Here is a 20,411-nt window from a genome sequence, read left to right on the forward strand (position 1 = left end):
ATGCTTAAACTTTTTCTACGGTTATGTAAGAAACAACGATTCCCGGGACACTTAGTGGTTGACACATCACATCGCACTAGTCCGGGGGAACAGAACAAGGATGTTGGCTGCCAGAGAGCAGAAACTGATTGCTCTTCACGCTGAACACTTCAGCCGCATCTACCAGTACATCGCGTACCGGATCAACGACCGCGAACGGGCCGAGGAACTGGCCAATGACGTGTTCCGAATCGTGTGGGAAAAACAACCGCCCGAGCCGCCCGGTCTCGGATGGCTGATAGCCACAGCCAGGAATGTACTGGGCAATGAGTACAAAGGCAGGAGTCGTCGCGATCAACTCATGCAGCGCCTGGCCGAAGAAGCGCGGGTCCAGGCCGTTACTACCAGCGATGACGAGCAGCAGGCCACCGTTGCGGAGATCCTCTCCAGGCTCAAGGACCGCGATCGGGAAATCCTGATGCTCTCCTACTGGGATGACCTCACCACCGCGGAACTGGCCGAAAGCCTTGGGTGTACAGCCTCCGCTGCCGCGGTCAGGCTCCACCGGGCCCGGAAAGCGTTCGCGAAAGCCGCACCACAACACCTCATGACAGAACGGGAAGTCTAACCATGGACCGCATCGAACAACTCATGAAAAACGCAAAACCAAACGTCCCCGAACCCGGTACCACCCCCGGTGTCCTGCCGAGCCGGTCCCATGTCTTCTCCGATGATCCCAACGTCGTTTCTCTCGCCGACCGCAAACCTCGGCGTAAAGGGTGGGCGGCCACCACAGGTGTGGTTCTCGCTGCGGCAGCTGTCATCGGGGCGGTCGTCGTAGCCGGCAACCTCGTCCCGCAATCGGCGCCGGCACCGGCCACTACCGACACCCCCACTGTCACGGCCACCCCTACGCCAACGCCCACCGCGTCGCCAACGGTTACCCCTTCCGCGACGGCAAGCCCCACACCGACAACCACCCCAACCGAAACCCCGGCATGGACCCCTTCTCCGACCTCGACCACGGTTATCACCCCGATCCCGGCGCCGACCACGGCACCACCAGCGACCTCGCCCGCCGGCCCAGCTGCGGGCGCCTGCACCCCTGACAACATCGATATCCGGCGGAACGACCAAGTCCAGGCGATCAAGCCGATCCCGGCCAATGAGCAGCAGTACTACACCGTCCTTGGTTGCACAGAAGGCTGGCTCGCATACTCCATTTCAGATGAGGGGATCAGGGCCATCGGCCTCGACGGTGGCAACGTTTATTTCAACTTTGCCACGCTCCAAAGCAACGGCCGATACCTGACCGATTTCACACAGTTGTGGACCAGCGTCCATAACTGGGACTTTCTCGCCTATGACGTTCAGAATGGGAAATACGCAACCGTGCAAGAGGGTATGGATGCCCAGTTTGCCACTTATGGCATTCCTGTCCGACTCAGGACGCAGCTTGTCGGCCCCGGCCCTACAGCCCCAACGGGAACCGGCACACCATGATCGCCTCTGATCTGGACCTAACGACCGGCATTGGGCCCGGAAACGGCAGTCTCGTACTAGCCGTTGCAAGATCCGCGTCGTTGTCCTTCCCAGTTGGGGTTACAGGCGTGTGAGCGGGGAGAGCGCAAGCTCCAGGATGAACGCAGCTACTGCGGTGACCAGTGGCGTTGCTACCCAGAACAGCAGGATCCTTCGGACCAGGCGCCGGTTGACGGTGTGGAAGCGTTGGTTGACGCCGCCGCCCAGCACCGAGGCCGTGAGTGTGTGCGTGGTGGAAAGCGGCAGCTGAAATCCGATCGCGCCGATAAACAGCATCACCGACGTCAGGGTCTGGGCCACGAATCCACGCAGCGGATCAACCCGGATGAGCTTGTGCCCCAACGTGTGGGAGATCCGCCAGCCGCCCAACAGGGTTCCCGCCGTGAGCATGACGGCGGTGAGGAGCAGGATCCACAGAGGGACGTCGTCCCCGCCCGAGAACCCGGCAGCCACTATTCCCAGAAGAATGACCGCGGCCGTTCGCTGCCCGTCCTGGAGGCCGTGGCCGAACGCAACAGCCGCGCTGGAAACGGCCTGCGCACGCCGGAAGCGCCTGTTGACGACGTTCGGCTGCGTGTAGCGGGCGGCCCACGTCACCGGCCACACCAGAAGGTAAGCCGCCCCGAAGGCTATCAACGGCGACAGCACCAGGGGGAGGACCACCTGTGTGACAACGATGCCGTCCACGCCCCCGATGGAGTTTCCGCCCACCAGGATGCTCGCGCTGCCTGCGCCGATCAGGCCGCCCACCAGCGAGTTCGTGGAAGACAAAGGAATGCCACGCCACCACGCATAAACTCCCCACAGTATTGATGCCGCCAAGGCTGAGGCGAGCATGGTGAGGCCGCTGGTGCCATCGGGCAGGGTGATCCATGACTGCGTGAAGGCGAGGACGAACGTGCCGCTGAGCATGGCGCCCACGAAGTTGAAGACGGCAGCCAGAAGCACGGCGATGGACGGCGTGAGGGCCCGGGTCCGGGTGGAAAGCGCGACGGCGTTGGAGACATCCCGGAAGCCGTTGAGGAATGCGAACCCGGCAGCCAAGGCAACTACCAGGACCAAGGCGGCGATGGTCACGTCATGATTCCTTGACGATGATGCTGCCTACCTGCGTGGCGACCTTCCGCATGTCTTTGGTCACTTCCACCAACTGGTTGGCGATGTCCCGGTGCCGCGCGTACTGCGCGGACTTCATGTCCTTGAGCATCTCGGCCACCCAGATCCGATGGGTGCGTTCTGCACGCTTGGTGAGCCGGAGGATTTCAATCCAGTAGTCCTCGAGTTCATCAAGGTCCTCGAGCTTCCGCATGGCGTCCACCGTCAGCTCGGCCTGCCGGCTGATGATCTCCAGCTGGTCGGCGGCGCGTTTGGGGAGCCGGTCCAGCTTGTAGATCGCGACGAGGTCGCCGGCGGCATCCAGCTTCTCCATGGCCTCGTTGAGGTGGCGCGACAAGGTGTACATGTCCTCGCGGGGGAGGGGGTTCACGAAACTGGTGCGCATGTGCGTCAGGAGTGCGAAGTGCAGGTCCAGGGATTTCGACTCATGCTCGTGCAGTTCCTCGGCAAGGCGGTCGTGCTCGCCGGCGGGGGCGCCGAGAATCTCGGACAGGGTTCCGGTGGCTGCCACGATGACGCCGGCCATTTGTGCGAGCAGTACGAGCCCGGCAGGTTCCTGGGGGAAAAGGCGCAGCTTCATGTCGCTTCCGGGCTGGGGACGGGTGGGCGCAGGCCGCTTGACTTGACGCGACCCGTTTCGCTCCCAACTTTACCGGTCCGGCGGCGAGCTGCGGGATGCGCGCGGGAACGTTGCGGGAAGTTGTCCCCATCGCGAGGTGCTGCACATCCATGCAACACTTGGCAAGACAAATATTTAATCCAATCAATGGGGGAATTATGCGTTTCAACAATGTTGTGAAGATCACCGGCTTGGCGGCTGCCGGGATGCTCGCCTTGAGTGCCTGTGGACCCGCTGCGTCGAGCCCGACGCCGGCTGGCTCCGAATCGTCGTCCACATCATCGTCCGCTTCGCCTTCAGCGTCGTCGTCGTCCTCTGCTTCTTCTGCTGCCTCCGAAGGCACTTCCTCGGGAGACTACAAGGTTGCCGCCTGGGCGCTTCCCATCTCGGACGCCGGCGAGAAGCTGGGCAGCATGAAGGGTGACAGCTTCTCCGTGGATGTCTTCCAAGTGGCCACGGACGTCGCATCCAAGGACAGCATGTTCGTGGACAAGGAAACCAAGGAGAACCTGCTGAAGAAGGGCGCTCCGATTGTTTACGTGAACTACGTGGTCACCAACACCTCTTCGGCGGATATCCCCCTGAGCCACTCGCTGGTGACGCCCTCTGCGAAGTACACGGACTGGAAGTACCTTGGAGGCATGCCTTCCGATTCCAGCAGCGACGGTTTCAAGAAGCACGGCCTCACCAGCTCAGGCATCAAGCTGAAGGAAAAGGACCCGTTCGTGCTGAAGCCGGGTGAGTCGTTCAACATCGCCGAGAACTTCGCCTACACCGCAGGCAAGGAAACCGAGATCAAGGCCACCATGACGCCGCAGGACACGGCCGGCGACCTGGATCACGACAAGAAGGAAACCGCCGAAACTACGGTCACTTTGAAGTAGTTCCTGCCGCGTTTGCCCGGGCCCGTTTCAGGACAGGCCCGGGCAAACTGCGTTCGGGCATAAAAATGGTGCCGAACCGGATACGCCTCTCGGCGGTAGGCCGCTCGAAGCGGCTATAAGTTGAAGCCCGGGGGTTTCGCGGTTCGACACCAGTTTTAGTTTTCCCCGTCTGGCTGGCTAAGTCAACATTGACAGTCCGGGCCGGGCGTGGGTACGTTTCGCCCTTCTGCTGCGTTAGTCCAGCTCTCCAAGCCGCCAAGCGTTTGCGGCATGTTCGAGGTCTTCCGCGGTTTTCACCAGCTGGTGGGAGTTGCGGGTGAGCTTGCTCGCGTGGCCCTCATTGGTGTGTTCGGCGCCGTCGGCAAGTGTCGCCTGGCCGAGTGCCACCACACGGCAGAACGCAGCCGAACGTTCCAGCGCGACGTCGAACTCGCCGTCGAAGGCGCCCGACAAAATCGCGTCAGCCATGGTCTTCATCTCGTCGGCTCCCGGCGGCTCAGCCGCCCCTGCCACCACGTTCGAAACCTGCGCGGTATCGCGCCCGGCGCGGAAGTACACGGAGATGCGCTCCGGGTTCTGGATGGTTGCGGCGCGGAGGGCATACAGCCGCCAGAGGGCGCCCGGCAGGCTTCGGGCAGGGCTTTCAGCCCACATCTCAGCGATGGCCTCGAGGCCTTGCTCATCGGCCAGCTTCACCAGCCTGCGGGTGACTTTGGGGTCGTCGCTGTCGCGGCCGCGCTTCACCAGCGCCTGGGCAGCCAGGTGCGCTGCCTCGGAAACGCGTGCCGGGTCTGCCCCACCGGCGAACGGTTCGAAATCGATGGGGGCGAAGGGCTTGGGCTTGTGGTGCCTGTTTGCTCCGCCGTACGCACGTGATCCTGGCTGTTCGCTCATGAGTTCACCGTACTCCTGTGCTCTGGTGGGGTCGAGTAACGGTTCCTTGGGCCGCTGTTGCCGGGGCGGGCCTTCGCTACCCGCTTTGCCGCCGCCCTGAGACGGACACACCGCAGCTGCCGCGCGTCGTCGTCGACCTCCCGCACAAAGAAGGTGACGACGCCGCAGCGCGCCTTCGGTTCCATACCTGCCTTGACCTTGGGGTACAGTATTTATGGCTGTTTCAACAGCTGGAGGGCCTTTAGCTCAGTTGGTAGAGCATCGGACTTTTAATCCGTGGGTCGTGGGTTCGATCCCCACAGGGCCCACCCTCCAAAACAGGCCGGAGACGCTGAGTCTCCGGCCTGTTTTTTTGTTGTCCGCCCACGGACTGGCGGTCTTGGCCCTATCTCCCGCCGCACAGCCGTGAACGGCGCAAAGGTCAGCGTGGGCGTCAGGATTTCGCCCGCCGAGCAACGATGGCGGCGTGCGGACGGACTCCGGGGTCTGCGCGGGAGTGTGTGCTGGTCACGGTAAAGCCCGCATCCTGGAGCCGGGCGGCCATGTCCTGCACGGGCCAAAAATAGGCGGGCGTCACTGCATGCGGGAAGACCTCCAGGGTGACTCCCTCGAAGAATCCCAGCAGGAGACCGCCGTCGGGCCTGAGGCATCGGGCAAATTCGTCCAGGACCGCGCCGATGTCTTCGGGGGGAGTGTGAATCACCGAGTACCAGGCGAGGATCCCGGCGAGTGACTGGTCCGGCGTCGGCAGAACCTGGAGGTCACCCAGTGTGAAGGGGATTTCCGGGTAGCGCTGCCGGGCGGTTTCGATGAACTCAGGCACCAGGTCCACACCCTCGGCATCCACGCCAATCGAGTGCATGAAGTGCGTCCACTGGCCTGGGCCGCAGCCGGCGTCGAGGACTTTCCCGTCAAGGCTGCCGGCCCAGTCCTGGACGAGCGCGCGATCGTCGGTGTTGGTGCTGCTGATGGACCCGAACAGCGAGGTGTACTCGGCCGCGCGGGCGGAATAGGCGGACGCAGTGATCCCGGATGACATGGACTCCAGCCTAGGCCGCTCCCAACCCGCTCGGTGCGAATTCCCGATGCAGAACGGCGCAAGCGCCGCGCAAAGCAAAGAAAGTCCTTGACTCGTCATCGATACACCGACAGCATGGTTCTATAACGTTGTAAATTGACTCGTAAGCCCCCGAACAACCCAGCAGACAAGGACCCATGCCTTGGGAGACCAGAACAACACCGCCAAAATCACCATCGACCCCGCATTTGTCATCGGTCCGGTCCGGAGAAAAACCTTTGGGGCCTTCGTCGAGCACCTGGGCCGCTGCGTTTACACAGGAATCTTCGAACCGGAGCACCCGCAGGCTGACGAGGACGGATTCCGTACCGACGTCCTGGAGCTCACCAGGGAACTCGGCGTCTCCACCGTCCGCTACCCCGGAGGGAATTTCGTTTCGGGCTACCGCTGGGAGGACGGGGTGGGTCCCAAGGAAGACCGCCCTACGCGCCTGGATCTCGCCTGGCACTCCAGCGACCCCAACCTGGTGGGTGTGGACGAATTCGCCAAATGGTCCGAAAAGGCCGGGGTCGAGCCCATGATGGCTGTGAACCTGGGCACCAGGGGAACGCAGGAAGCCCTGGACCTGCTGGAATACTCCAACATCAAGGGCGGTACGGCCCTGTCCGAACAGCGCAAGGCCAATGGCGCCGTCGAGCCCCACAACATCAACATGTGGTGCTTGGGCAACGAGATGGATGGTTTCTGGCAGATCGGCCACAAAACGGCCGCAGAGTACGCCCGGGTTGCGGCTGAAACAGCCCGGGCCATGCGCATGGTGAACCCGGACCTGGAACTGGTGGCGTGTGGAAGTTCCGGCCCGGACCTCCCCACATTCGGCGAATGGGAGCGTGTGGTCCTCAACGAAACCTACGAACTCGTGGACCTGATCTCAGCCCACCAGTACTTCGAGGACTTCGGCGATCTGCAGGAACACCTGTCCGCCGGGCACAGGATGGAGGCCTTCATCAAGGACCTGGTGTCCCACATCGACCACGTGAAATCTGCAACGAAATCCGGCAAGGAGGTCAACATTTCCTTCGACGAGTGGAACGTCTGGCACATGTCCCGGGACGAATCGAAGGCACCCGCCGGTGATGACTGGCCGGTCGCCCCGGTACTGCTGGAGGACCGCTACACAGTGACGGACGCCGTGGTGGTGGGTGACCTCCTGATAACGCTGCTTCGCAACACGGACCGCGTCCATTCAGCCAGCCTTGCTCAACTGGTCAACGTGATCGCGCCCATCATGACCGAGCCCGGTGGCCGTGCCTGGAAGCAGACAACGTTCCACCCGTTCGCACTCACGTCGCAACATGCCTCGGGCGATGTGCTGAACCTCGCCGTCGAATCGCCGCAGCTGGGCAGCGAAAAGACGCCCGCCTTCAGCGCGTTGTCAGCGGTGGCAACACATGACGCCGATGCCAAGGAGGCCGTCGTCTTCGCCGTGAACCGTTCGGCGACTGACGCGCTGACCCTGGACGCCGCCGTCGGAAGCCTCAACGCGCAGAAGGTTATCGAGGCCATCACGTACACGAACAAGGACCCGTACTGGCAGGCGACGGCGGACGATTCGACGTCGGTCCTGCCGTCCGAAAACGTCAGCGTCAAGCTCGACGGCGGCCGCCTCACCGCCGGGCTTCCGCCCGTGAGCTGGACCATGATCAGGCTGTCCCTGGAGTCCTAGGGCAACACAGGGCGGCCAGGACACCACGGGGCGTCCGGAACAGCGGGAAACTAGGCGATCTGCTGCGTACCGTCGTGGAACATGGGGTACGCGGAAATGGGTGTGACGGTGGCTGGTTCCGGTGCCTGCGCTGCGGGCTCCGGAGCCGGCTCGTCGACGGTCACGATCTCCATGGACTCCATGTCCAGCAGCCGCCGGCTTCCGGTGTGGTCATTGAGCCAGAAGAGGTCCGTTCCTGCCACTGTCTTGACCACGGTGCCCCGGTGGTAGAGTCGCCCGTTGTGCCATGCCTCGACGTAGCTGCCCGGGCTCAACGGGTGCGGTTCCTCCTGGCTGCCCGGCATGGTTCCGAATGCCTGCGCCAGGCTTGCCTGTGTCTTCAGGGCCTGGAACAAGTCCCTGTTTGCGATGCTCATGTCTGCTCCCCTCGGCTGTCGCCTTCCATTCGCCCCAGCATTGCGCATGTTTGTTGCAGGGGCGTTGCAAGGGGATGAGCGATGTGTGACGGAACAAGAGGCATTGCACTCGTGGTCGGTCAAAGCCCGGAAGCCGCTCCATCTGCAACGATGTATGAAAACGCAACGAAGGAGCCCCTGCATGGCCGTCACCATGAACGACGTCGCACGCGCCGCCGGAGTCTCGTTGAAGACGGTCTCCAACGTCATCAACAACTACGAGTTCATCCGCCCTGCCACCAAGCAACGCGTCCTTGATGCGATCGAGGAACTCGGCTACGAAACCAACCTCACAGCCCGCAGCCTCCGGTCCGGCAAGACCAGCATGCTCGGCCTGGTCCTGGCAGACCTCTCCATCCCGTACTACGCGGAACTGGCATCGGACATCATGAAGGCGGCGTGGGCCCGCGGTTACCGGGTGCTGGTGGAGCAGTCCGGCAACGAGGCAGAACACGAGAAGGCGGCACTCCAAGGGCAGTTCCGCAGCCTCACCGACGGCCTCCTGTTCATCCCGCTCGCGCTCGACGCCGAGCAGATCATCGCCGCTGCCGGCAAGAAGCCGTTGGTCCTCCTGGGAGAATTCGTGCAGGACCCGCGCCTGGACATGGTCCTCATCCGGAACTACGAGGCCGCCGCGGCGGTGACCTCGCACCTGTTGGCGGGTGGTCGCCGTCGTATAGCTGTCCTGGGCGCCGACGACGGCGACACAACCGGCAGTGCCGGCCTGCGCCTCAGCGGCTACAAGGCCGCGCTCGCTGACGCCGGGGTGGAGTACGACCCCGCCCTGGTGGTGCGGTGCGAGTGGCGGCGGGACGGGGGCGCTGAGGCGGTAGCGAAGCTGTTGGATGCGGGCGCGGAATTCGATGCCGTTTTCGGCCTCAACGACGTTATTGCTTTGGGAGCGCTCCACGAACTCCTGCTTCGCGGCCGGAAAGTTCCCGGGGAGATTGCCGTAGCCGGTTTCGATGACATTGAGGAGGCCCGGTTTGCCTCGCCGTCGCTGACAACGGTGGCGCCCGGTCGTACGGAAATCGCGGAGCGCGCCGTCGAACTTCTGATCGAGCGGATCGAAAGCAACCTGGCCGCTCCCGCCGTGCAGCAGCCGGAGGCGGCGTTCGAGCTGCGGGTCAGGCAGTCCGCGCCGTAGGCCGTTAGTGTTTGAGGAATGAACGTGATTCCCGCTGAAGTCGTCACCCCTGCCGTCATGATCGATGCCGACATCCTTGACCGGAATATCCAGCGGATGGCTGCCGCCATGCTCAGCAGAGGACTCAACCTCCGACCGCACGTGAAGACGCACAAGACGTTGGAAATCGCGCGCAAGCAGCTTGCGGCGGGCGCCATTGGAATCACGGTGGCGACTATCGGCGAGGCTGAAGTCTTCGCGGCGGATGGAGTCAAGGACATCTTCATCGCCTACCCCCTCTGGGTCGAAGCCTCCCACGCGGACCGTCTTCGGGCCCTGACGGCCACATGCCGCCTTGCTGTCGGCGTCGATTCAGCGGAAAGCGCGACGGCGATGGGGCACCACCTCGGAGCCGATGCGGCGAGCGTGGAGGTGCTGATCGAAGTGGACAGCGGACACCACCGCAGCGGCGTGCTGCCTGACGAAGTGGTGGATGTTGCCAACGCCGCGGCTGCAGCCGGACTGAGCGTTCAGGGCGTCTTCACGTTCCCCGGACACAGCTACAAGCCGGGCATGCCGACCGGCGCGGCAAGCAACGAGAATGAGGCGCTCGGCCTGGCCGCGACGGTCCTGACGTCCGCAGGTTTCGAAGTGACCACCATCAGCGGCGGCTCCACGCCCACTGCATTGATTGACGGTGAAACTGTGGCGACCGAGCTTCGTCCAGGTGTCTACGTTTTCGGCGACGCCCAGCAACTGGAACTCGAACGGTGCGCCTGGGAGGACATCTCCCTGACCGTGGCAGCAACTGTGGTCAGCCGCCACGAGGCAGCCGGCGGAAATGTGCGCCGGGTTGTGGTGGACGCGGGCAGCAAGGTCCTGGGCAGTGACCGTCCGGACTGGGCCACCGGATACGGCCGGCTCCCGGAGTACCCCGAAGCGAAGGTAACCGCACTGTCCGAGCACCACGCCACGGTCGTTTGGCCGGACTCGTCGGATCTTCCGGCTCTGGGCACGAGGCTCAGGGTGATTCCGAACCACGTGTGCCTGGCGATGAACCTCGTGGACGAGGTCACGGTGGTGCGCGATGGGTCCGTCGTGGAGACGTGGACCGTGGCGGCGCGGGGGCGCAACAACTAGCCCATGGCCTGCGCGGTCTCGAGCAGCGTGTGGAACTCGCGGTTGTGGTAAACCAACGGGGCTGAGGCGCCGGGGTTCGCCCTGATGTCCAGGACCGTCGCGGCCAGGAGCACAGAGCCTCCCAGCGGTGCCCGGTGGATGATGTCGCAGCGCAGCGCCCACTGGGCTTCCCGGAGGAGGGGCTCGCCGGTAGGCAGCAACTCCCAGTCCATGTCCTGTGTGAAGCGCGGGGCTGCGGGGTCTGCGAACGTGCGCGCCAGTTCCAACTGGCCGGCCCCCACAAGGTGCACCACGATTGACTGCGCGGCCGCGATAACCGACGCCGACCGGCCGCCGGTGACTGAGAACGCGAGCGTTGGCGGATCCACCGCGACGGACGCCACCGACGACGCCGTGAGCCCTACCGCGCCCTCCGGCCCGGAGGCAGTGACGATCGCGACTCCCGCCGGGTGCGCGCGGAACGCGGACCTGAAGAGCTCGCCGACGGCCGGGGACGGCAGGGGATTGTGGTGGGTCATCGCTATACCTTTGGTGGAACTTGCTCGGAATGACGCCGCTGGGCGCACAGTATCCGATGCTAGAACCTCAACAATAGTTGAGGTCAATTCGGGCCTATTCGACCCCCGCCTGAGACGGATTGGAAACGTGCCTGAAACTTCCGCTCCCTACGCTGGTCACATCAGTCCCAACTGTGCCAGCCACAAGGAGATGCCGTGCACCTTTTGCCCCGTGAGCAGGAAAAACTCATGATCGTGGTGGCCGCCGACCTTGCACGGCGCCGACAAGGCCGAGGGCTCAAGCTGAACTACCCCGAGGCTGTGGCTGTCATCAGCTATGAGCTCATTGAGGGCGCCCGCGACGGCAAAACCGTGGCCGAACTCATGAGCTACGGAACCACCCTCCTCAGCCGGGACGACGTAATGGAAGGTGTGCCGGAGATGATCCATGACGTCCAGATCGAAGCCACCTTCCCTGACGGCACCAAGCTCGTCACCGTCCACAACCCCATCCGTTAGGAGCCCCCATGATCCCCGGTGAATACAGGCTCCAGCCAGGTTCCATCGCCTGCAACAGCGGCCGTGAGGCGATCGCCGTCGAGGTAGTGAACCGCGGCGACCGGCCGGTGCAGATCGGTTCGCACTATCACTTCGCCGAAGCGAACCGCGCCTTGGAATTCGACCGCGACGCCGCGTACGGCCGCCGCCTGGACATCCCGGCGGGCACCGCCGCGCGTTTCGAACCCGGGGACAGGAAAACGGTCCGGCTGATTGAACTCGCCGGGTCACGCGAAGTGTTCGGCCTCAGCAACGCAGTCAACGGAAAGCTCGACGGCGGCACTGACGTTGCCGGTGAACCCCGCCCGGGCGTCGCAGCGGAAAGGGACCACCAGTGAGCTTCGAGATTTCCCGCAAGCAATACTCCGAACTGTACGGACCCACCACCGGGGATGCCATCCGTCTGGCGGACACCGAACTGTTCCTTGAGATCGAGAAGGACTTCACGGTCCACGGCGAAGAAGTAGTGTTCGGCGGTGGAAAAGTAATCCGCGACGGCATGGGCCAAAATGGCCAACTGACCCGCGTCGAAGACATCCCGGACACCGTGATCACCAACGTGGTGGTCCTGGATTACACCGGGATCTACAAAGCCGACGTCGCGCTCAAAGACGGGCATATTTTCAAGATCGGCAAGGCCGGGAACCCGCAGATCACTGACGGCGTGGACATCGTGATCGGCGCCAGCACGGAGATCATCGCCGGCGAACGGAAGATCCTCACAGCCGGCGGCATCGACACCCACATCCACTTCATCTCCCCGGAACAGGTCCCTGCGGCCCTGTGCAACGGCATCACCACGATGGTTGGAGGTGGCACGGGTCCGGCCGAAGGAACCAAAGCCACCACCATCACCCCCGGAGCCTGGCACATCTCGCGGATGCTTCAGGCCGCCGAAGGGCTCCCCGTCAACATCGGCCTGTTCGGCAAGGGCCACGCGTCCGCCGTCGAGCCCCTAGCAGAGCAGATCCGGGCAGGTGCCGTAGGACTGAAAGTCCACGAGGACTGGGGATCCACCACCTCATCCATTGACATGTCGCTGCGCGTCGCCGACGAATACGACATTCAGGTGGCCATCCACACCGACACCCTCAACGAGTGCGGCTTCGTCGAAGACACCATCCGGGCCATCGACGGCCGGGTCATCCACACCTTCCACACCGAAGGCGCAGGCGGCGGCCACGCCCCGGACATCATCAAAATCGCCGGGCTGCCCAACGTCCTTCCCGCCTCCACCAACCCCACGCTGCCGTACACGCGCAACACCATCGAAGAGCACTTGGACATGCTCATGGTCTGCCACCACCTCAACCCGGACATTCCCGAAGACGTGGCCTTCGCCGACTCCCGGATCCGGGCCGAAACCATCGCCGCCGAAGACGTCCTGCACGACCTCGGCATCTTCGCCATCACGTCATCTGACTCCCAGGCCATGGGCCGGGTAGGCGAAGTAGTGACGCGTACCTGGCAGGTAGCCGACGCCATGAAACGGCAACGGGGAGTGCTGACGGATCCAGCCGGGACCACCCACGGCTCCGCCGGCTCCGACAACTTCCGCCTCAAACGCTACGTCGCCAAATACACCATCAACGCGGCCATCGCCCAAGGAATGGCAGACGTGATCGGTTCCGTGGAAGAAGGCAAATTCGCGGACCTCGTCCTCTGGGACCCCGCGTTCTTCGGGGTGAAACCCGAACTCGTCATCAAAGGCGGCCAGATCGCCTACGCGCTGATGGGAGACTCCAACGCCTCCATCCCCACGCCCCAACCCCGGACGATGCGGCCCATGTTCGCCACGTACGGGAAGGCTCTCCAGCAAACGTCCATCACCTTCCTGTCCCAGGCAGCCATCGACGCCGGAGTGCCCGCCGAACTCGGCCTCGAACGCATCATCAAGCCTGTGTCCGGCATCCGCAACCTCACCAAAGCGGACCTGAAATACAACGGCGAAACCCCGGACATCGCCGTCGACCCCGAAACCTACAAAGTGACGGTCGACGGCGAAGAAGTCACCTCCCAGCCCTCCGACGTCCTGCCCATGGCGCAGCGCTACTTCCTCTTCTAGGAGCCCGATGATCATCGAACAAATTCTGGGCAACGTCCACGAACAGCCCGCAGGCAGCTACGCGGGCAGGCACACGGAAAAAGTGGTCCTCCCCAGCAGCCTCCTCGTCAAAAGGATCCAACGGGTCACCACCGACCACGGCAAGGAACTCGGCATCCGCCTGCCCAGCGGCTCCGGCGACCTCCGCGACGGTGACATCCTGGCAGTCGACGACCACAACGTCATCGTCATCTCCGTGCTGCCAACGGACGTCCTGGTGATAGCGCCAAGGAGCATCCACGAAATGGGTGTGGTTGCGCACTCGCTCGGCAACCGGCATCTGCAGGCGCAATTCTTTGATGCTGCGTCCGAATATGAAGCCGAAGTCATGGTGTGTCAGTACGACCACACCGTCGAGGACTATCTGAAGAGCGTCGGCGTCCCCTACGACAGGCAAGAGCGGGTCATGCCGGTGCCCTTCCGCCATGCTGAGCACTCGCACTAAAGTCATGCGCCCCGGCAGGTTGGGTGCGTGCGCTTTCGCTTCGCTGGGAAGGGGGCCGTGCCCGCTTCGCGATGCCCGCCACGCCGCGGCCCCCTTCCCAGCTCCGCTCCAGCGCACAGTTCGCACCGCCGGGGGTGCGCTTTGAGCGCGACATATCAGCTGGCTCTCCAACAGTTGACCGACTCGGCTTTGCCGACGGGGGCGTTTGCTCATTCTTTGGGGTTTGAGAGCTATATCGAGCGGGGGCTTGTGGGGGATGAGGTCACTTTCGGTACTTGGTTGAGCGCTTTTGTGGGGCAGCAGTTGGTTTATTCGGATGGGTTGGCTCTGCGTTTCCTTTATGAGGGGGTGGATGTTGGCTTGTTGGATTCTGTTCTTACCGGGCAGCTGTTGGCTCGGGAGGTTCGGGAGGCTTCTTTGAAGATGGGCGGACGGTTGCTTGAGATTGGCGGGGAGGTGTTTCCGTCAGGGGAGTTGGAGGCTTATCGGGGGCTCGTTCGTCAGGGGGGTGCCATGGGGCATCAGCCTTTGGCTTTTGGGGTTATTGCACGGTCGCTCGGCGTTCCTTTTGAAGCGGCGCTTTCCGCTTATTTGTTTGCCACGGTTACTTCGTTGACGCAGAACGCCGTGCGCGCCATACCGCTCGGGCAGAACGCCGGGCAGCGGGTACTTCGCCAAGCACACGACGCCGTTGCTGCCGCCAGCCGGGATGTAGCACAGCTGTGCTGGGACGACTTTGGGGCCGTCAGCCCCGGACTGGAAATTTCACAAATGCGGCACGAACGGCAACGCGCCCGCATGTTCATGAGCTAGTTAGTGCAAAGGACAGAACACATGACTGAACCCATCAAGATCGGAATCGGCGGACCCGTCGGAGCAGGCAAGACACAGCTCGTGGAACGCATCACCCGCCACATGAGCCGAGACATCTCCATGGCCGCCATCACCAACGACATCTACACCATCGAAGACGCCAAAATCCTCGCCGCCAACGGCATCCTCCCCGAGGACCGGATCATCGGCGTCGAAACCGGCGGTTGCCCTCACACCGCCATCCGCGAAGACACCTCCATGAACACTGCGGCCATCGAAGAACTCAAAGCCCGGCACCCCGGGCTCCAGGTCATCTTTGTCGAATCCGGCGGCGACAACCTCTCCGCCACCTTCAGCCCCGAACTCGTCGACTTCTCCATCTACATCATCGACGTCGCGCAAGGCGAAAAGATCCCGCGCAAAGCCGGACAAGGCATGATCAAGTCCGACCTCTTCATCATCAACAAAACGGACCTGGCACCCCACGTCGGAGCAGACCTCTCCGTCATGGAGCGCGACTCCAAGGAATTCCGTGGCAACAAACCGTTCTGCTTCACGAACCTCAAGACGGATGAAGGACTCGATGACGTCCTGAACTGGATCCGACGAGATGTCCTGATGCTTGACTTGGCCCAATGAACCGATGCGAGTTGGCGGTTAAGTCACCTTGGGCGGCGCCCGCGGATCGCCCCACCCGCATCGCCGCGACAAAAGGCCAGTTCCTTATCCCCGGCTCCGCCGCCTCGGTGGTTACGACACCACGCGAGATACGCGCATGAACACGACGACGCAGGTCGATTTCGGCTCAGACGTTGTGGGGAACCTGGGGCCCGGCTCCACGTTGGCCTTGGGCGAAGGGCCTGTGCGGGGGCGGTTGGAGCTGGGCGTTAGTGTGCGGGGTGGGCGGTCCGTTGCTTCGCGGCAGTTTCATGAGGGCGCTTTGAGGGTGCTCAGGCCGCATTACTTGGATGGGTCCGGGCAGGTTTGCTACGTCATGGTCAATCCCGGCGGGGCGTATCTGGGTGCGGATGTGTTCGTCATTGAGGTGGAGGTTGAGGCGGGGGCTGATCTGTTGTTGACCACGCAGTCGGCCACCAAGGTGTACCGGACTCCGGGGTCGTTCGCTGAGCAGCGGATGAGTATCAAACTGGGGGAAGGCGCGCGGCTGGAGTTGGTGCCCGATCAGTTAATCGCCTATCGAGAGGCGAGCTATCGGCAGAATTCGCGCATCAGTCTCCACCCGGCGTCGTGCCTTGTCATGGCTGAGGTGGTCACGCCGGGGTGGTCGCCGGACGGGGCATCCTTCAAGTTCGAAGAAGTGAGACTGCGGAATGAGATCCACGTCCGAACGGGGGAGCACCAGGAACTGCTGGCCCTGGATAATCTCCTGATCCGGCCGCCCCTGGGGGATGTGACCGGGATGGGGTTCATGGAGGGTTTCAGCCACCTGGGATCGTTGGTGGTAGTGGATCCGCGGGTGGATCAGGAGCTTGCTGATGAACTGGCCCGAATTGCCCGGGATTTTGACGCGTATACCGGAGTTTCTTTGACCGCGACTATTGCCGGGACCACCGGGCTTGTGCTGCGATCGTTGTCGAACAGCACCGAGGAACTCAACACATTGCTGGGTGCTTGTACGGGCGTTCTGCGCGACCGTTGGTACGGACAGGCGCCCTTGAATCTGAGGAAGTACTGATGACTGCGCTGACCGAATTCGCCACCATGTACCGGGAGCGGGAAACTTTGTCCCTGCGGACCCGGCTGCTGTTCACTTTTGGTGCCGTGGCCGCTCTGCACGTTGCCGCCGTCGTGCTTTTGTTGTTTGGGTCCGCCGGTGGCGCCCAGCCGCTGGCGCTCGGGTTGGTGATTACCGCGTACGTGGCCGGCATCAAGCACAGCTACGACTGGGACCACATCGCCGCGATCGACAACTCCACCCGCAAATTCGTGGCGCAGCACAAGGACCCCGTGAGCGTAGGATTCGCGTTCAGCCTGGGGCACAGCTCCGTGGTGATCCTCGCGGGGGTGCTGGTAGTGGCCGGGGCGACGCTGATCGGCCAGTTCATGGAAGACGGCACCACGGGCAACAAGATCCTGGGCCTCATCGGCAGCGGTGTGTCCGGGTTGTTCCTGCTGACCATGGGACTGTTCAACGGCTCCGCATTTGTTCGCGCCACGCAGGCATACCGGAAAGTCCAGGCCGGCGGGGACGTGCGCCCAGAAGACCTGGAAGCAAAAGGCCTGGTGGCCCGGCTGCTCGCCAAGCCCTTGTCGAAGGTGGAGCGGCCGCGGAACATTTACGTGATCGGCTTCCTGTTCGGCTTGGGCTTCGACACCGCCACCACCATCGGGCTGCTGGTCCTCACGACGACGGCGTCACTCGCCGGAGTCTCGCCGCTGGCCTTGATGGCCCTCCCGCTCGCGTTCACAGCAGCCATGACCCTGTGCGATTCCGCCAACGGCGTGGCCATGATGAAGATGTACAAAACCGCCATCCGTAACCCGCAACGCAAGCTCGGTTTCAACGCTGTCATCACGGGCATTTCGGCCGTCTCGGCGCTGTTCATCTCCGTGATCACGCTCGGCGGTTTCGTCAATTCCGCGTTCGGGCTGGAGGATCCCCTGACAACCTGGCTCGGGGAGATCGACCTCGGCGACGCAGGCCTGATCCTGGTGGGCCTGTTCGTGCTGGTGTGGGCCGTGTCCGCCTGGCGTGGCCGGAGCGTCACGGCCGGGTCCTAGGAAACCGCTACCGCGTTGAAAAGCTCGGTGGTGTCCACGCCGAGATCCGGGGTGTCCAGCACGTTGGTCAGAAACACGACGCAGCGGTCCTGTTCGGGGAGCATCCACCACTCCGTCCCAGCCCACCCGGGATGGCCGTAGATTCCCTGTGCCAGCAGCTCAGACTCGTTGGCGGGCAGCTGGAATCCCAGCCCGGTGTGGCGGAGGGGCTTGGGCCGGGTGGTGATGTGGGAAACCTCAGTGGTCCGTGGACGGCGCATCGCAGCCAGCGTGGCGGGGCGAACGGCCTTCCCGGTCTGCCCCAGAAGCTCGGAACCCAGGTTGAGCAGGTCCGTTGCCGTACCGAACAGCCCGGCACCCGGGTGCCTTTTCCGATACATGGCATCCACGTTCAAACCCGCAGCCTCGGTGCCGTGGATTCTGTGCGGGTCGCAGTCGGTGCCGAACGTCAGGCCGCCGGCACCTGTGTCACCGGCCAGGGACAGGAGTTGCTCCTCGAACGGGCGCCCGTCAGCCCACTCGGCCATCGCTGCAGCACCTTCGAAAGCGATATTGCAATACTGGACAAGGGAACCCGCATAGAAGGCCTGTTCGGCGGAGGTGAGGTCCTCGCGGAGGGGAGCGCCGCCGTCGAGCGCCGGATCAGCAATCCCGGAGCGGTGGCTGAGAAGGTGCTCCAGCGTTACGGTGTCCGTGCGGCCCGCGCCGAAGTCCGGGAGAACGTCGCCCAGTGTGCTGCCCAGTGACAACTTGCCGAGCTCAACCTGCCGCATGACGGTCAGGGCAGTGACCGGCTTTGTCACCGAGAACAGCGCAAAGTGGTCCTCGGCTGTTGCCTGCCTGCCGCCGTCGGTCCCGAACGCCACAATGTCCTCGATGCCCTGGCTGGAGGCGATCCCCAGCACGGCAACGGGCACGCGCCCGAGCTCAACCTGTTTGCGGGCCCATTCTGCCGCGGGTCCTGTCTGCACCATTGCTGTGCCACGCTTTCGCTCGGGATTCGGTGTCTTGAATCTATCGTGATGGCGTTGAGAAGAAACCTACCGCCACGTGTAACCCCGGCGGCCTGGCCGGAAACTATACAAGTATCCTGCAGTTCAGGGCTCTACTTTTCAGGGGGAAATCGTGCTTTCCGAGCGCGAATTGGCGTTCATCGCCATTCACAAAGACAGCTATCCATCCGTCTTCAGGTTCGTGCGCCGACGCGTCGAATCGGCGGAGATGGCTGAAGAGATCGCCGCCGACGTTTTCCGGGTCGTATGGCAAAAATGGTCGGATGATGCCCGGCCGGAACTCGGATACTTGCTCGCCATAGCGCGCAACCTTGTGGGTAATGCCTACCGCAGCCGCGACCGGCAGCAGGCTCTGCAGGAAAAGCTGCGCACGACGGCGGTGGAACGTTTCGGGGATGACTCCGAGAACGTCGCGGTACAGGATGCGATGGACCGCATGCGGGTGCAGGACCGCGAGATTCTGCAGCTGGCCTACTGGGACGGACTGGGTACCACTGACATCGCCGGAGTGCTGCAGTGCAGTGAATCAGCAGCCAAGGTCCGTCTGCACCGGGCCCGGACCGCGTTCCGGAAACAGCTGCCCGCCGGCGCCGAAACGACTACACAAAAGATGGGGGTCTGAAGACAATGGATCCGATCAAGAACCAGATATCAGCGATTGACCCGCTTGCGGACGAGCGCACCGAGGTCAACTCTGAAGAAGCTCTGGCGCGCATGCTCACAGGCCCTCGGGTTTTCAGCGACGGCAACCCGGCAGCCGGAGTGGTGTCCCTTGAAGACCGCAAGCGCCGCAAGGCCCGGATCGCGGGCGGGTTGTTGCTTGGTGCTGCGGCTGTCACCGCGGGTGTCCTGGTTGCGGCCAACTTTGGCCCGCTCACAGTGGCTCCCGCGCCGGCAGTGACCGTCAGCCCGACTGAGCCGGCACCTACGCCGAGTGCTTCCGTTACCCCCACCCCTACTCCCACAGCCACACCCACGCCCTCGGCCACCCCGGAGGCGACTGTTCCGGTCACCACTCCGCCGGCGACTCCGACTGTTCCGGCGGTTGCACCGACAACGGCTCCAACGCAGCCGCCTGCTCCCGTGGCCACAGCGCAGACGTTCACTTTCCCCGATGGACACGTTTCCTTCACCTACCCCGTGGGCTGGACCGTTCGCCCGGAACAAGGTCCTTCCGACGGAGTCACCGTTTTGGACAACACCGGCGCCGAGGTCGCTTTCATGAGCAGCGGTTTCTACGGCGACGGTACTGCCGGACTGGTGGACCGCACAGTTCTGGACCGTGCCGTGGTTCCCGGGGTAACGGATACAGCAGGAAACCAGGTGGAATTCGGTTTTTCCTTGAACTACTTCATGAACTTCGACTACAACTCCGGTAACGGTGGAATGCCCACGGCTACTGGGCGTTCCGACACTCCCCCGGCGTACGTCATGGACATCCGGCTGTCCTCTGAGCTTCAATCCGGGCAGGCTTCTTCCGGCACAAACCAGATCAAGATGCCCAACGGGTTCATGATGGCCTACGTGAAGTTTGACATCAACAAACGGCCCACCTTTGACACCCCGGAAGCGGCCAAGGCCTGGATGAACACAACGCAGTACGCCCAGTTGAAGTCGATGCTTCTGAGCGTGAGCTACAAATAGCCCCATCCGGGGGATAGCAAACGTCGCTCTGGCAGCCCGGAGCGACGTTTGCTGTCCCCTGAGGGGACCTTGACTGGCGCTGCCGTAGTCTCAGGT

Annotated in this window: 23 protein-coding genes and 1 tRNA gene; 17 read left to right on the plus strand and 7 right to left on the minus strand. The window is 63.2% G+C overall.

What is annotated here, in order from left to right; all coding sequences use genetic code 11:
- The first annotated feature begins 100 nt into the window (after nucleotides 1–100).
- Complete coding sequence (locus ACNAOU_RS01015; RefSeq protein WP_422757823.1) at nucleotides 101–607, plus strand: RNA polymerase sigma factor; 507 nt, start codon at nucleotides 101–103, stop codon at nucleotides 605–607.
- A 2-nt stretch (nucleotides 608–609) separates the two neighbouring features.
- Nucleotides 610–1,482: a hypothetical protein gene (locus ACNAOU_RS01020; protein ID WP_422757825.1), complete on the plus strand. Its 873-nt coding sequence runs from the start codon at nucleotides 610–612 to the stop codon at nucleotides 1,480–1,482.
- A 99-nt stretch (nucleotides 1,483–1,581) separates the two neighbouring features.
- Here the strand turns inward: ACNAOU_RS01020 and ACNAOU_RS01025 are convergent, their stop codons facing one another.
- Nucleotides 1,582–2,598, minus strand: a complete 1,017-nt coding sequence (locus tag ACNAOU_RS01025) for an inorganic phosphate transporter (protein ID WP_422757827.1) — start codon at nucleotides 2,596–2,598, stop codon at nucleotides 1,582–1,584.
- Nucleotide 2,599: 1 nt separating this feature from the next.
- Nucleotides 2,600–3,217, minus strand: a complete 618-nt coding sequence (locus ACNAOU_RS01030) for a DUF47 domain-containing protein (protein WP_018780233.1) — start codon at nucleotides 3,215–3,217, stop codon at nucleotides 2,600–2,602.
- Between the two features lie 197 nt (nucleotides 3,218–3,414).
- Here ACNAOU_RS01030 and ACNAOU_RS01035 point away from each other — a divergent pair, with 197 nt between their 5' ends.
- Nucleotides 3,415–4,140, plus strand: coding sequence for a hypothetical protein (locus ACNAOU_RS01035; protein ID WP_422757828.1), 726 nt, complete (start codon nucleotides 3,415–3,417; stop codon nucleotides 4,138–4,140).
- A 234-nt stretch (nucleotides 4,141–4,374) separates the two neighbouring features.
- On the opposite strand, the gene ACNAOU_RS01040 is transcribed toward ACNAOU_RS01035, so the two are convergent.
- Complete coding sequence (locus ACNAOU_RS01040) at nucleotides 4,375–5,034, minus strand: hypothetical protein (RefSeq protein ID WP_018780231.1); 660 nt, start codon at nucleotides 5,032–5,034, stop codon at nucleotides 4,375–4,377.
- Between the two features lie 235 nt (nucleotides 5,035–5,269).
- Here ACNAOU_RS01040 and ACNAOU_RS01045 point away from each other — a divergent pair.
- A tRNA-Lys gene (locus ACNAOU_RS01045) sits at nucleotides 5,270–5,342 on the plus strand.
- Nucleotides 5,343–5,467: 125 nt separating this feature from the next.
- Here ACNAOU_RS01045 and ACNAOU_RS01050 read toward each other — a convergent pair.
- Nucleotides 5,468–6,073, minus strand: a complete 606-nt coding sequence (locus ACNAOU_RS01050; protein WP_422757829.1) for a class I SAM-dependent methyltransferase — start codon at nucleotides 6,071–6,073, stop codon at nucleotides 5,468–5,470.
- Between the two features lie 181 nt (nucleotides 6,074–6,254).
- On the opposite strand from ACNAOU_RS01050, the gene ACNAOU_RS01055 reads away from it, so the two are divergent.
- Nucleotides 6,255–7,778 (plus strand): alpha-N-arabinofuranosidase, encoded by a 1,524-nt coding sequence (locus tag ACNAOU_RS01055; RefSeq protein ID WP_422757830.1) that lies wholly within the window; start codon nucleotides 6,255–6,257, stop codon nucleotides 7,776–7,778.
- Between the two features lie 50 nt (nucleotides 7,779–7,828).
- Here ACNAOU_RS01055 and ACNAOU_RS01060 read toward each other — a convergent pair whose 3' ends face one another.
- A complete protein-coding gene (locus tag ACNAOU_RS01060) occupies nucleotides 7,829–8,194 on the minus strand; it encodes a hypothetical protein (RefSeq protein WP_018780228.1) in 366 nt (121 codons plus the stop codon).
- 181 nt (nucleotides 8,195–8,375) lie between these two features.
- On the opposite strand from ACNAOU_RS01060, the gene ACNAOU_RS01065 reads away from it, so the two are divergent.
- Both ACNAOU_RS01065 and ACNAOU_RS01070 read left to right on the plus strand, forming a co-directional pair.
- The gene (locus ACNAOU_RS01065) at nucleotides 8,376–9,380 is read left to right on the plus strand and encodes a LacI family DNA-binding transcriptional regulator (protein WP_354628389.1); all 1,005 of its coding nucleotides are present in this window, start codon (nucleotides 8,376–8,378) and stop codon (nucleotides 9,378–9,380) included.
- Between the two features lie 18 nt (nucleotides 9,381–9,398).
- Nucleotides 9,399–10,499 (plus strand): D-TA family PLP-dependent enzyme, encoded by a 1,101-nt coding sequence (locus tag ACNAOU_RS01070; protein WP_422757831.1) that lies wholly within the window; start codon nucleotides 9,399–9,401, stop codon nucleotides 10,497–10,499.
- Here the strand turns inward: ACNAOU_RS01070 and ACNAOU_RS01075 are convergent.
- Nucleotides 10,496–11,017, minus strand: coding sequence for a flavin reductase family protein (locus tag ACNAOU_RS01075; protein ID WP_055973678.1), 522 nt, complete (start codon nucleotides 11,015–11,017; stop codon nucleotides 10,496–10,498). The genes ACNAOU_RS01070 and ACNAOU_RS01075 overlap by 4 nt on opposite strands.
- Before the next feature lie 195 nt (nucleotides 11,018–11,212).
- On the opposite strand from ACNAOU_RS01075, the gene ACNAOU_RS01080 reads away from it, so the two are divergent.
- From ACNAOU_RS01080 to ACNAOU_RS01115, 8 genes are all read left to right on the plus strand, one after another.
- Complete coding sequence (locus ACNAOU_RS01080) at nucleotides 11,213–11,515, plus strand: urease subunit gamma (RefSeq protein ID WP_018780224.1); 303 nt, start codon at nucleotides 11,213–11,215, stop codon at nucleotides 11,513–11,515.
- Between the two features lie 8 nt (nucleotides 11,516–11,523).
- Nucleotides 11,524–11,892: an urease subunit beta gene (locus tag ACNAOU_RS01085; RefSeq protein ID WP_018780223.1), complete on the plus strand. Its 369-nt coding sequence runs from the start codon at nucleotides 11,524–11,526 to the stop codon at nucleotides 11,890–11,892.
- Entirely contained in the window at nucleotides 11,889–13,619 is a 1,731-nt protein-coding gene (gene ureC, locus ACNAOU_RS01090; RefSeq protein WP_422757832.1) for an urease subunit alpha, read from the plus strand. The genes ACNAOU_RS01085 and ureC overlap by 4 nt, the downstream gene beginning before the upstream one ends.
- 7 nt (nucleotides 13,620–13,626) lie before the next feature.
- A complete protein-coding gene (gene ureE, locus ACNAOU_RS01095) occupies nucleotides 13,627–14,103 on the plus strand; it encodes an urease accessory protein UreE (protein WP_018780221.1) in 477 nt (158 codons plus the stop codon).
- Nucleotides 14,104–14,244: 141 nt separating this feature from the next.
- Complete coding sequence (locus tag ACNAOU_RS01100; protein ID WP_422757833.1) at nucleotides 14,245–14,916, plus strand: urease accessory protein UreF; 672 nt, start codon at nucleotides 14,245–14,247, stop codon at nucleotides 14,914–14,916.
- Nucleotides 14,917–14,937: 21 nt separating this feature from the next.
- Nucleotides 14,938–15,555 carry an urease accessory protein UreG gene (gene ureG, locus ACNAOU_RS01105; RefSeq protein ID WP_422757834.1) on the plus strand — a complete coding sequence of 206 codons (618 nt, stop codon included), beginning with the start codon at nucleotides 14,938–14,940 and terminating at the stop codon, nucleotides 15,553–15,555.
- Nucleotides 15,556–15,691: 136 nt separating this feature from the next.
- The gene (locus tag ACNAOU_RS01110) at nucleotides 15,692–16,612 is read left to right on the plus strand and encodes an urease accessory protein UreD (protein WP_422757835.1); all 921 of its coding nucleotides are present in this window, start codon (nucleotides 15,692–15,694) and stop codon (nucleotides 16,610–16,612) included.
- Nucleotides 16,612–17,658 carry a HoxN/HupN/NixA family nickel/cobalt transporter gene (locus tag ACNAOU_RS01115; protein ID WP_275777361.1) on the plus strand — a complete coding sequence of 349 codons (1,047 nt, stop codon included), beginning with the start codon at nucleotides 16,612–16,614 and terminating at the stop codon, nucleotides 17,656–17,658. Before ACNAOU_RS01110 ends, ACNAOU_RS01115 begins: the two co-directional genes overlap by 1 nt.
- Here ACNAOU_RS01115 and ACNAOU_RS01120 read toward each other — a convergent pair.
- Nucleotides 17,655–18,632 carry a serine hydrolase domain-containing protein gene (locus ACNAOU_RS01120; protein WP_422757836.1) on the minus strand — a complete coding sequence of 326 codons (978 nt, stop codon included), beginning with the start codon at nucleotides 18,630–18,632 and terminating at the stop codon, nucleotides 17,655–17,657. The genes ACNAOU_RS01115 and ACNAOU_RS01120 overlap by 4 nt on opposite strands.
- A 151-nt stretch (nucleotides 18,633–18,783) precedes the next feature.
- On the opposite strand from ACNAOU_RS01120, the gene ACNAOU_RS01125 reads away from it, so the two are divergent.
- On the plus strand, nucleotides 18,784–19,293 hold the full coding sequence (locus ACNAOU_RS01125; protein WP_422757837.1) for an RNA polymerase sigma factor: 510 nt from the start codon (nucleotides 18,784–18,786) through the stop codon (nucleotides 19,291–19,293).
- Nucleotides 19,294–19,298: 5 nt separating this feature from the next.
- Nucleotides 19,299–20,315, plus strand: coding sequence for a hypothetical protein (locus ACNAOU_RS01130; RefSeq protein ID WP_422757838.1), 1,017 nt, complete (start codon nucleotides 19,299–19,301; stop codon nucleotides 20,313–20,315).
- The last annotated feature ends 96 nt before the right edge of the window (nucleotides 20,316–20,411 follow it).

Origin of the sequence: Paenarthrobacter sp. C1, from assembly GCF_049315185.1 — a bacterium.
Lineage (GTDB): Bacteria > Actinomycetota > Actinomycetes > Actinomycetales > Micrococcaceae > Arthrobacter > Arthrobacter nicotinovorans.

Excerpts from the sequence above, each read along its gene's own strand:
- ACNAOU_RS01070 (WP_422757831.1), top strand. The coding sequence starts at position 9,399 with ATGAACGTGATTCCCGCTGAAGTCGTCACCCCTGCCGTCATGATCGAT.
- ACNAOU_RS01115 (WP_275777361.1), top strand. The coding sequence starts at position 16,612 with ATGACTGCGCTGACCGAATTCGCCACCATGTACCGGGAGCGGGAAACT.
- ACNAOU_RS01060 (WP_018780228.1), bottom strand. The coding sequence starts at position 8,194 with ATGAGCATCGCAAACAGGGACTTGTTCCAGGCCCTGAAGACACAGGCA.
- ACNAOU_RS01050 (WP_422757829.1), bottom strand. The coding sequence starts at position 6,073 with ATGTCATCCGGGATCACTGCGTCCGCCTATTCCGCCCGCGCGGCCGAG.
- ACNAOU_RS01120 (WP_422757836.1), bottom strand. The coding sequence starts at position 18,632 with ATGGTGCAGACAGGACCCGCGGCAGAATGGGCCCGCAAACAGGTTGAG.
- ACNAOU_RS01065 (WP_354628389.1), top strand. The coding sequence starts at position 8,376 with ATGGCCGTCACCATGAACGACGTCGCACGCGCCGCCGGAGTCTCGTTG.
- ACNAOU_RS01110 (WP_422757835.1), top strand. The coding sequence starts at position 15,692 with ATGAACACGACGACGCAGGTCGATTTCGGCTCAGACGTTGTGGGGAAC.
- ACNAOU_RS01020 (WP_422757825.1), top strand. The coding sequence starts at position 610 with ATGGACCGCATCGAACAACTCATGAAAAACGCAAAACCAAACGTCCCC.
- ACNAOU_RS01040 (WP_018780231.1), bottom strand. The coding sequence starts at position 5,034 with ATGAGCGAACAGCCAGGATCACGTGCGTACGGCGGAGCAAACAGGCAC.
- ACNAOU_RS01035 (WP_422757828.1), top strand. The coding sequence starts at position 3,415 with ATGCGTTTCAACAATGTTGTGAAGATCACCGGCTTGGCGGCTGCCGGG.
- ACNAOU_RS01085 (WP_018780223.1), top strand. The coding sequence starts at position 11,524 with ATGATCCCCGGTGAATACAGGCTCCAGCCAGGTTCCATCGCCTGCAAC.
- ACNAOU_RS01030 (WP_018780233.1), bottom strand. The coding sequence starts at position 3,217 with ATGAAGCTGCGCCTTTTCCCCCAGGAACCTGCCGGGCTCGTACTGCTC.
- ACNAOU_RS01015 (WP_422757823.1), top strand. The coding sequence starts at position 101 with ATGTTGGCTGCCAGAGAGCAGAAACTGATTGCTCTTCACGCTGAACAC.
- ureG (WP_422757834.1), top strand. The coding sequence starts at position 14,938 with ATGACTGAACCCATCAAGATCGGAATCGGCGGACCCGTCGGAGCAGGC.
- ACNAOU_RS01075 (WP_055973678.1), bottom strand. The coding sequence starts at position 11,017 with ATGACCCACCACAATCCCCTGCCGTCCCCGGCCGTCGGCGAGCTCTTC.
- ureE (WP_018780221.1), top strand. The coding sequence starts at position 13,627 with ATGATCATCGAACAAATTCTGGGCAACGTCCACGAACAGCCCGCAGGC.
- ACNAOU_RS01130 (WP_422757838.1), top strand. The coding sequence starts at position 19,299 with ATGGATCCGATCAAGAACCAGATATCAGCGATTGACCCGCTTGCGGAC.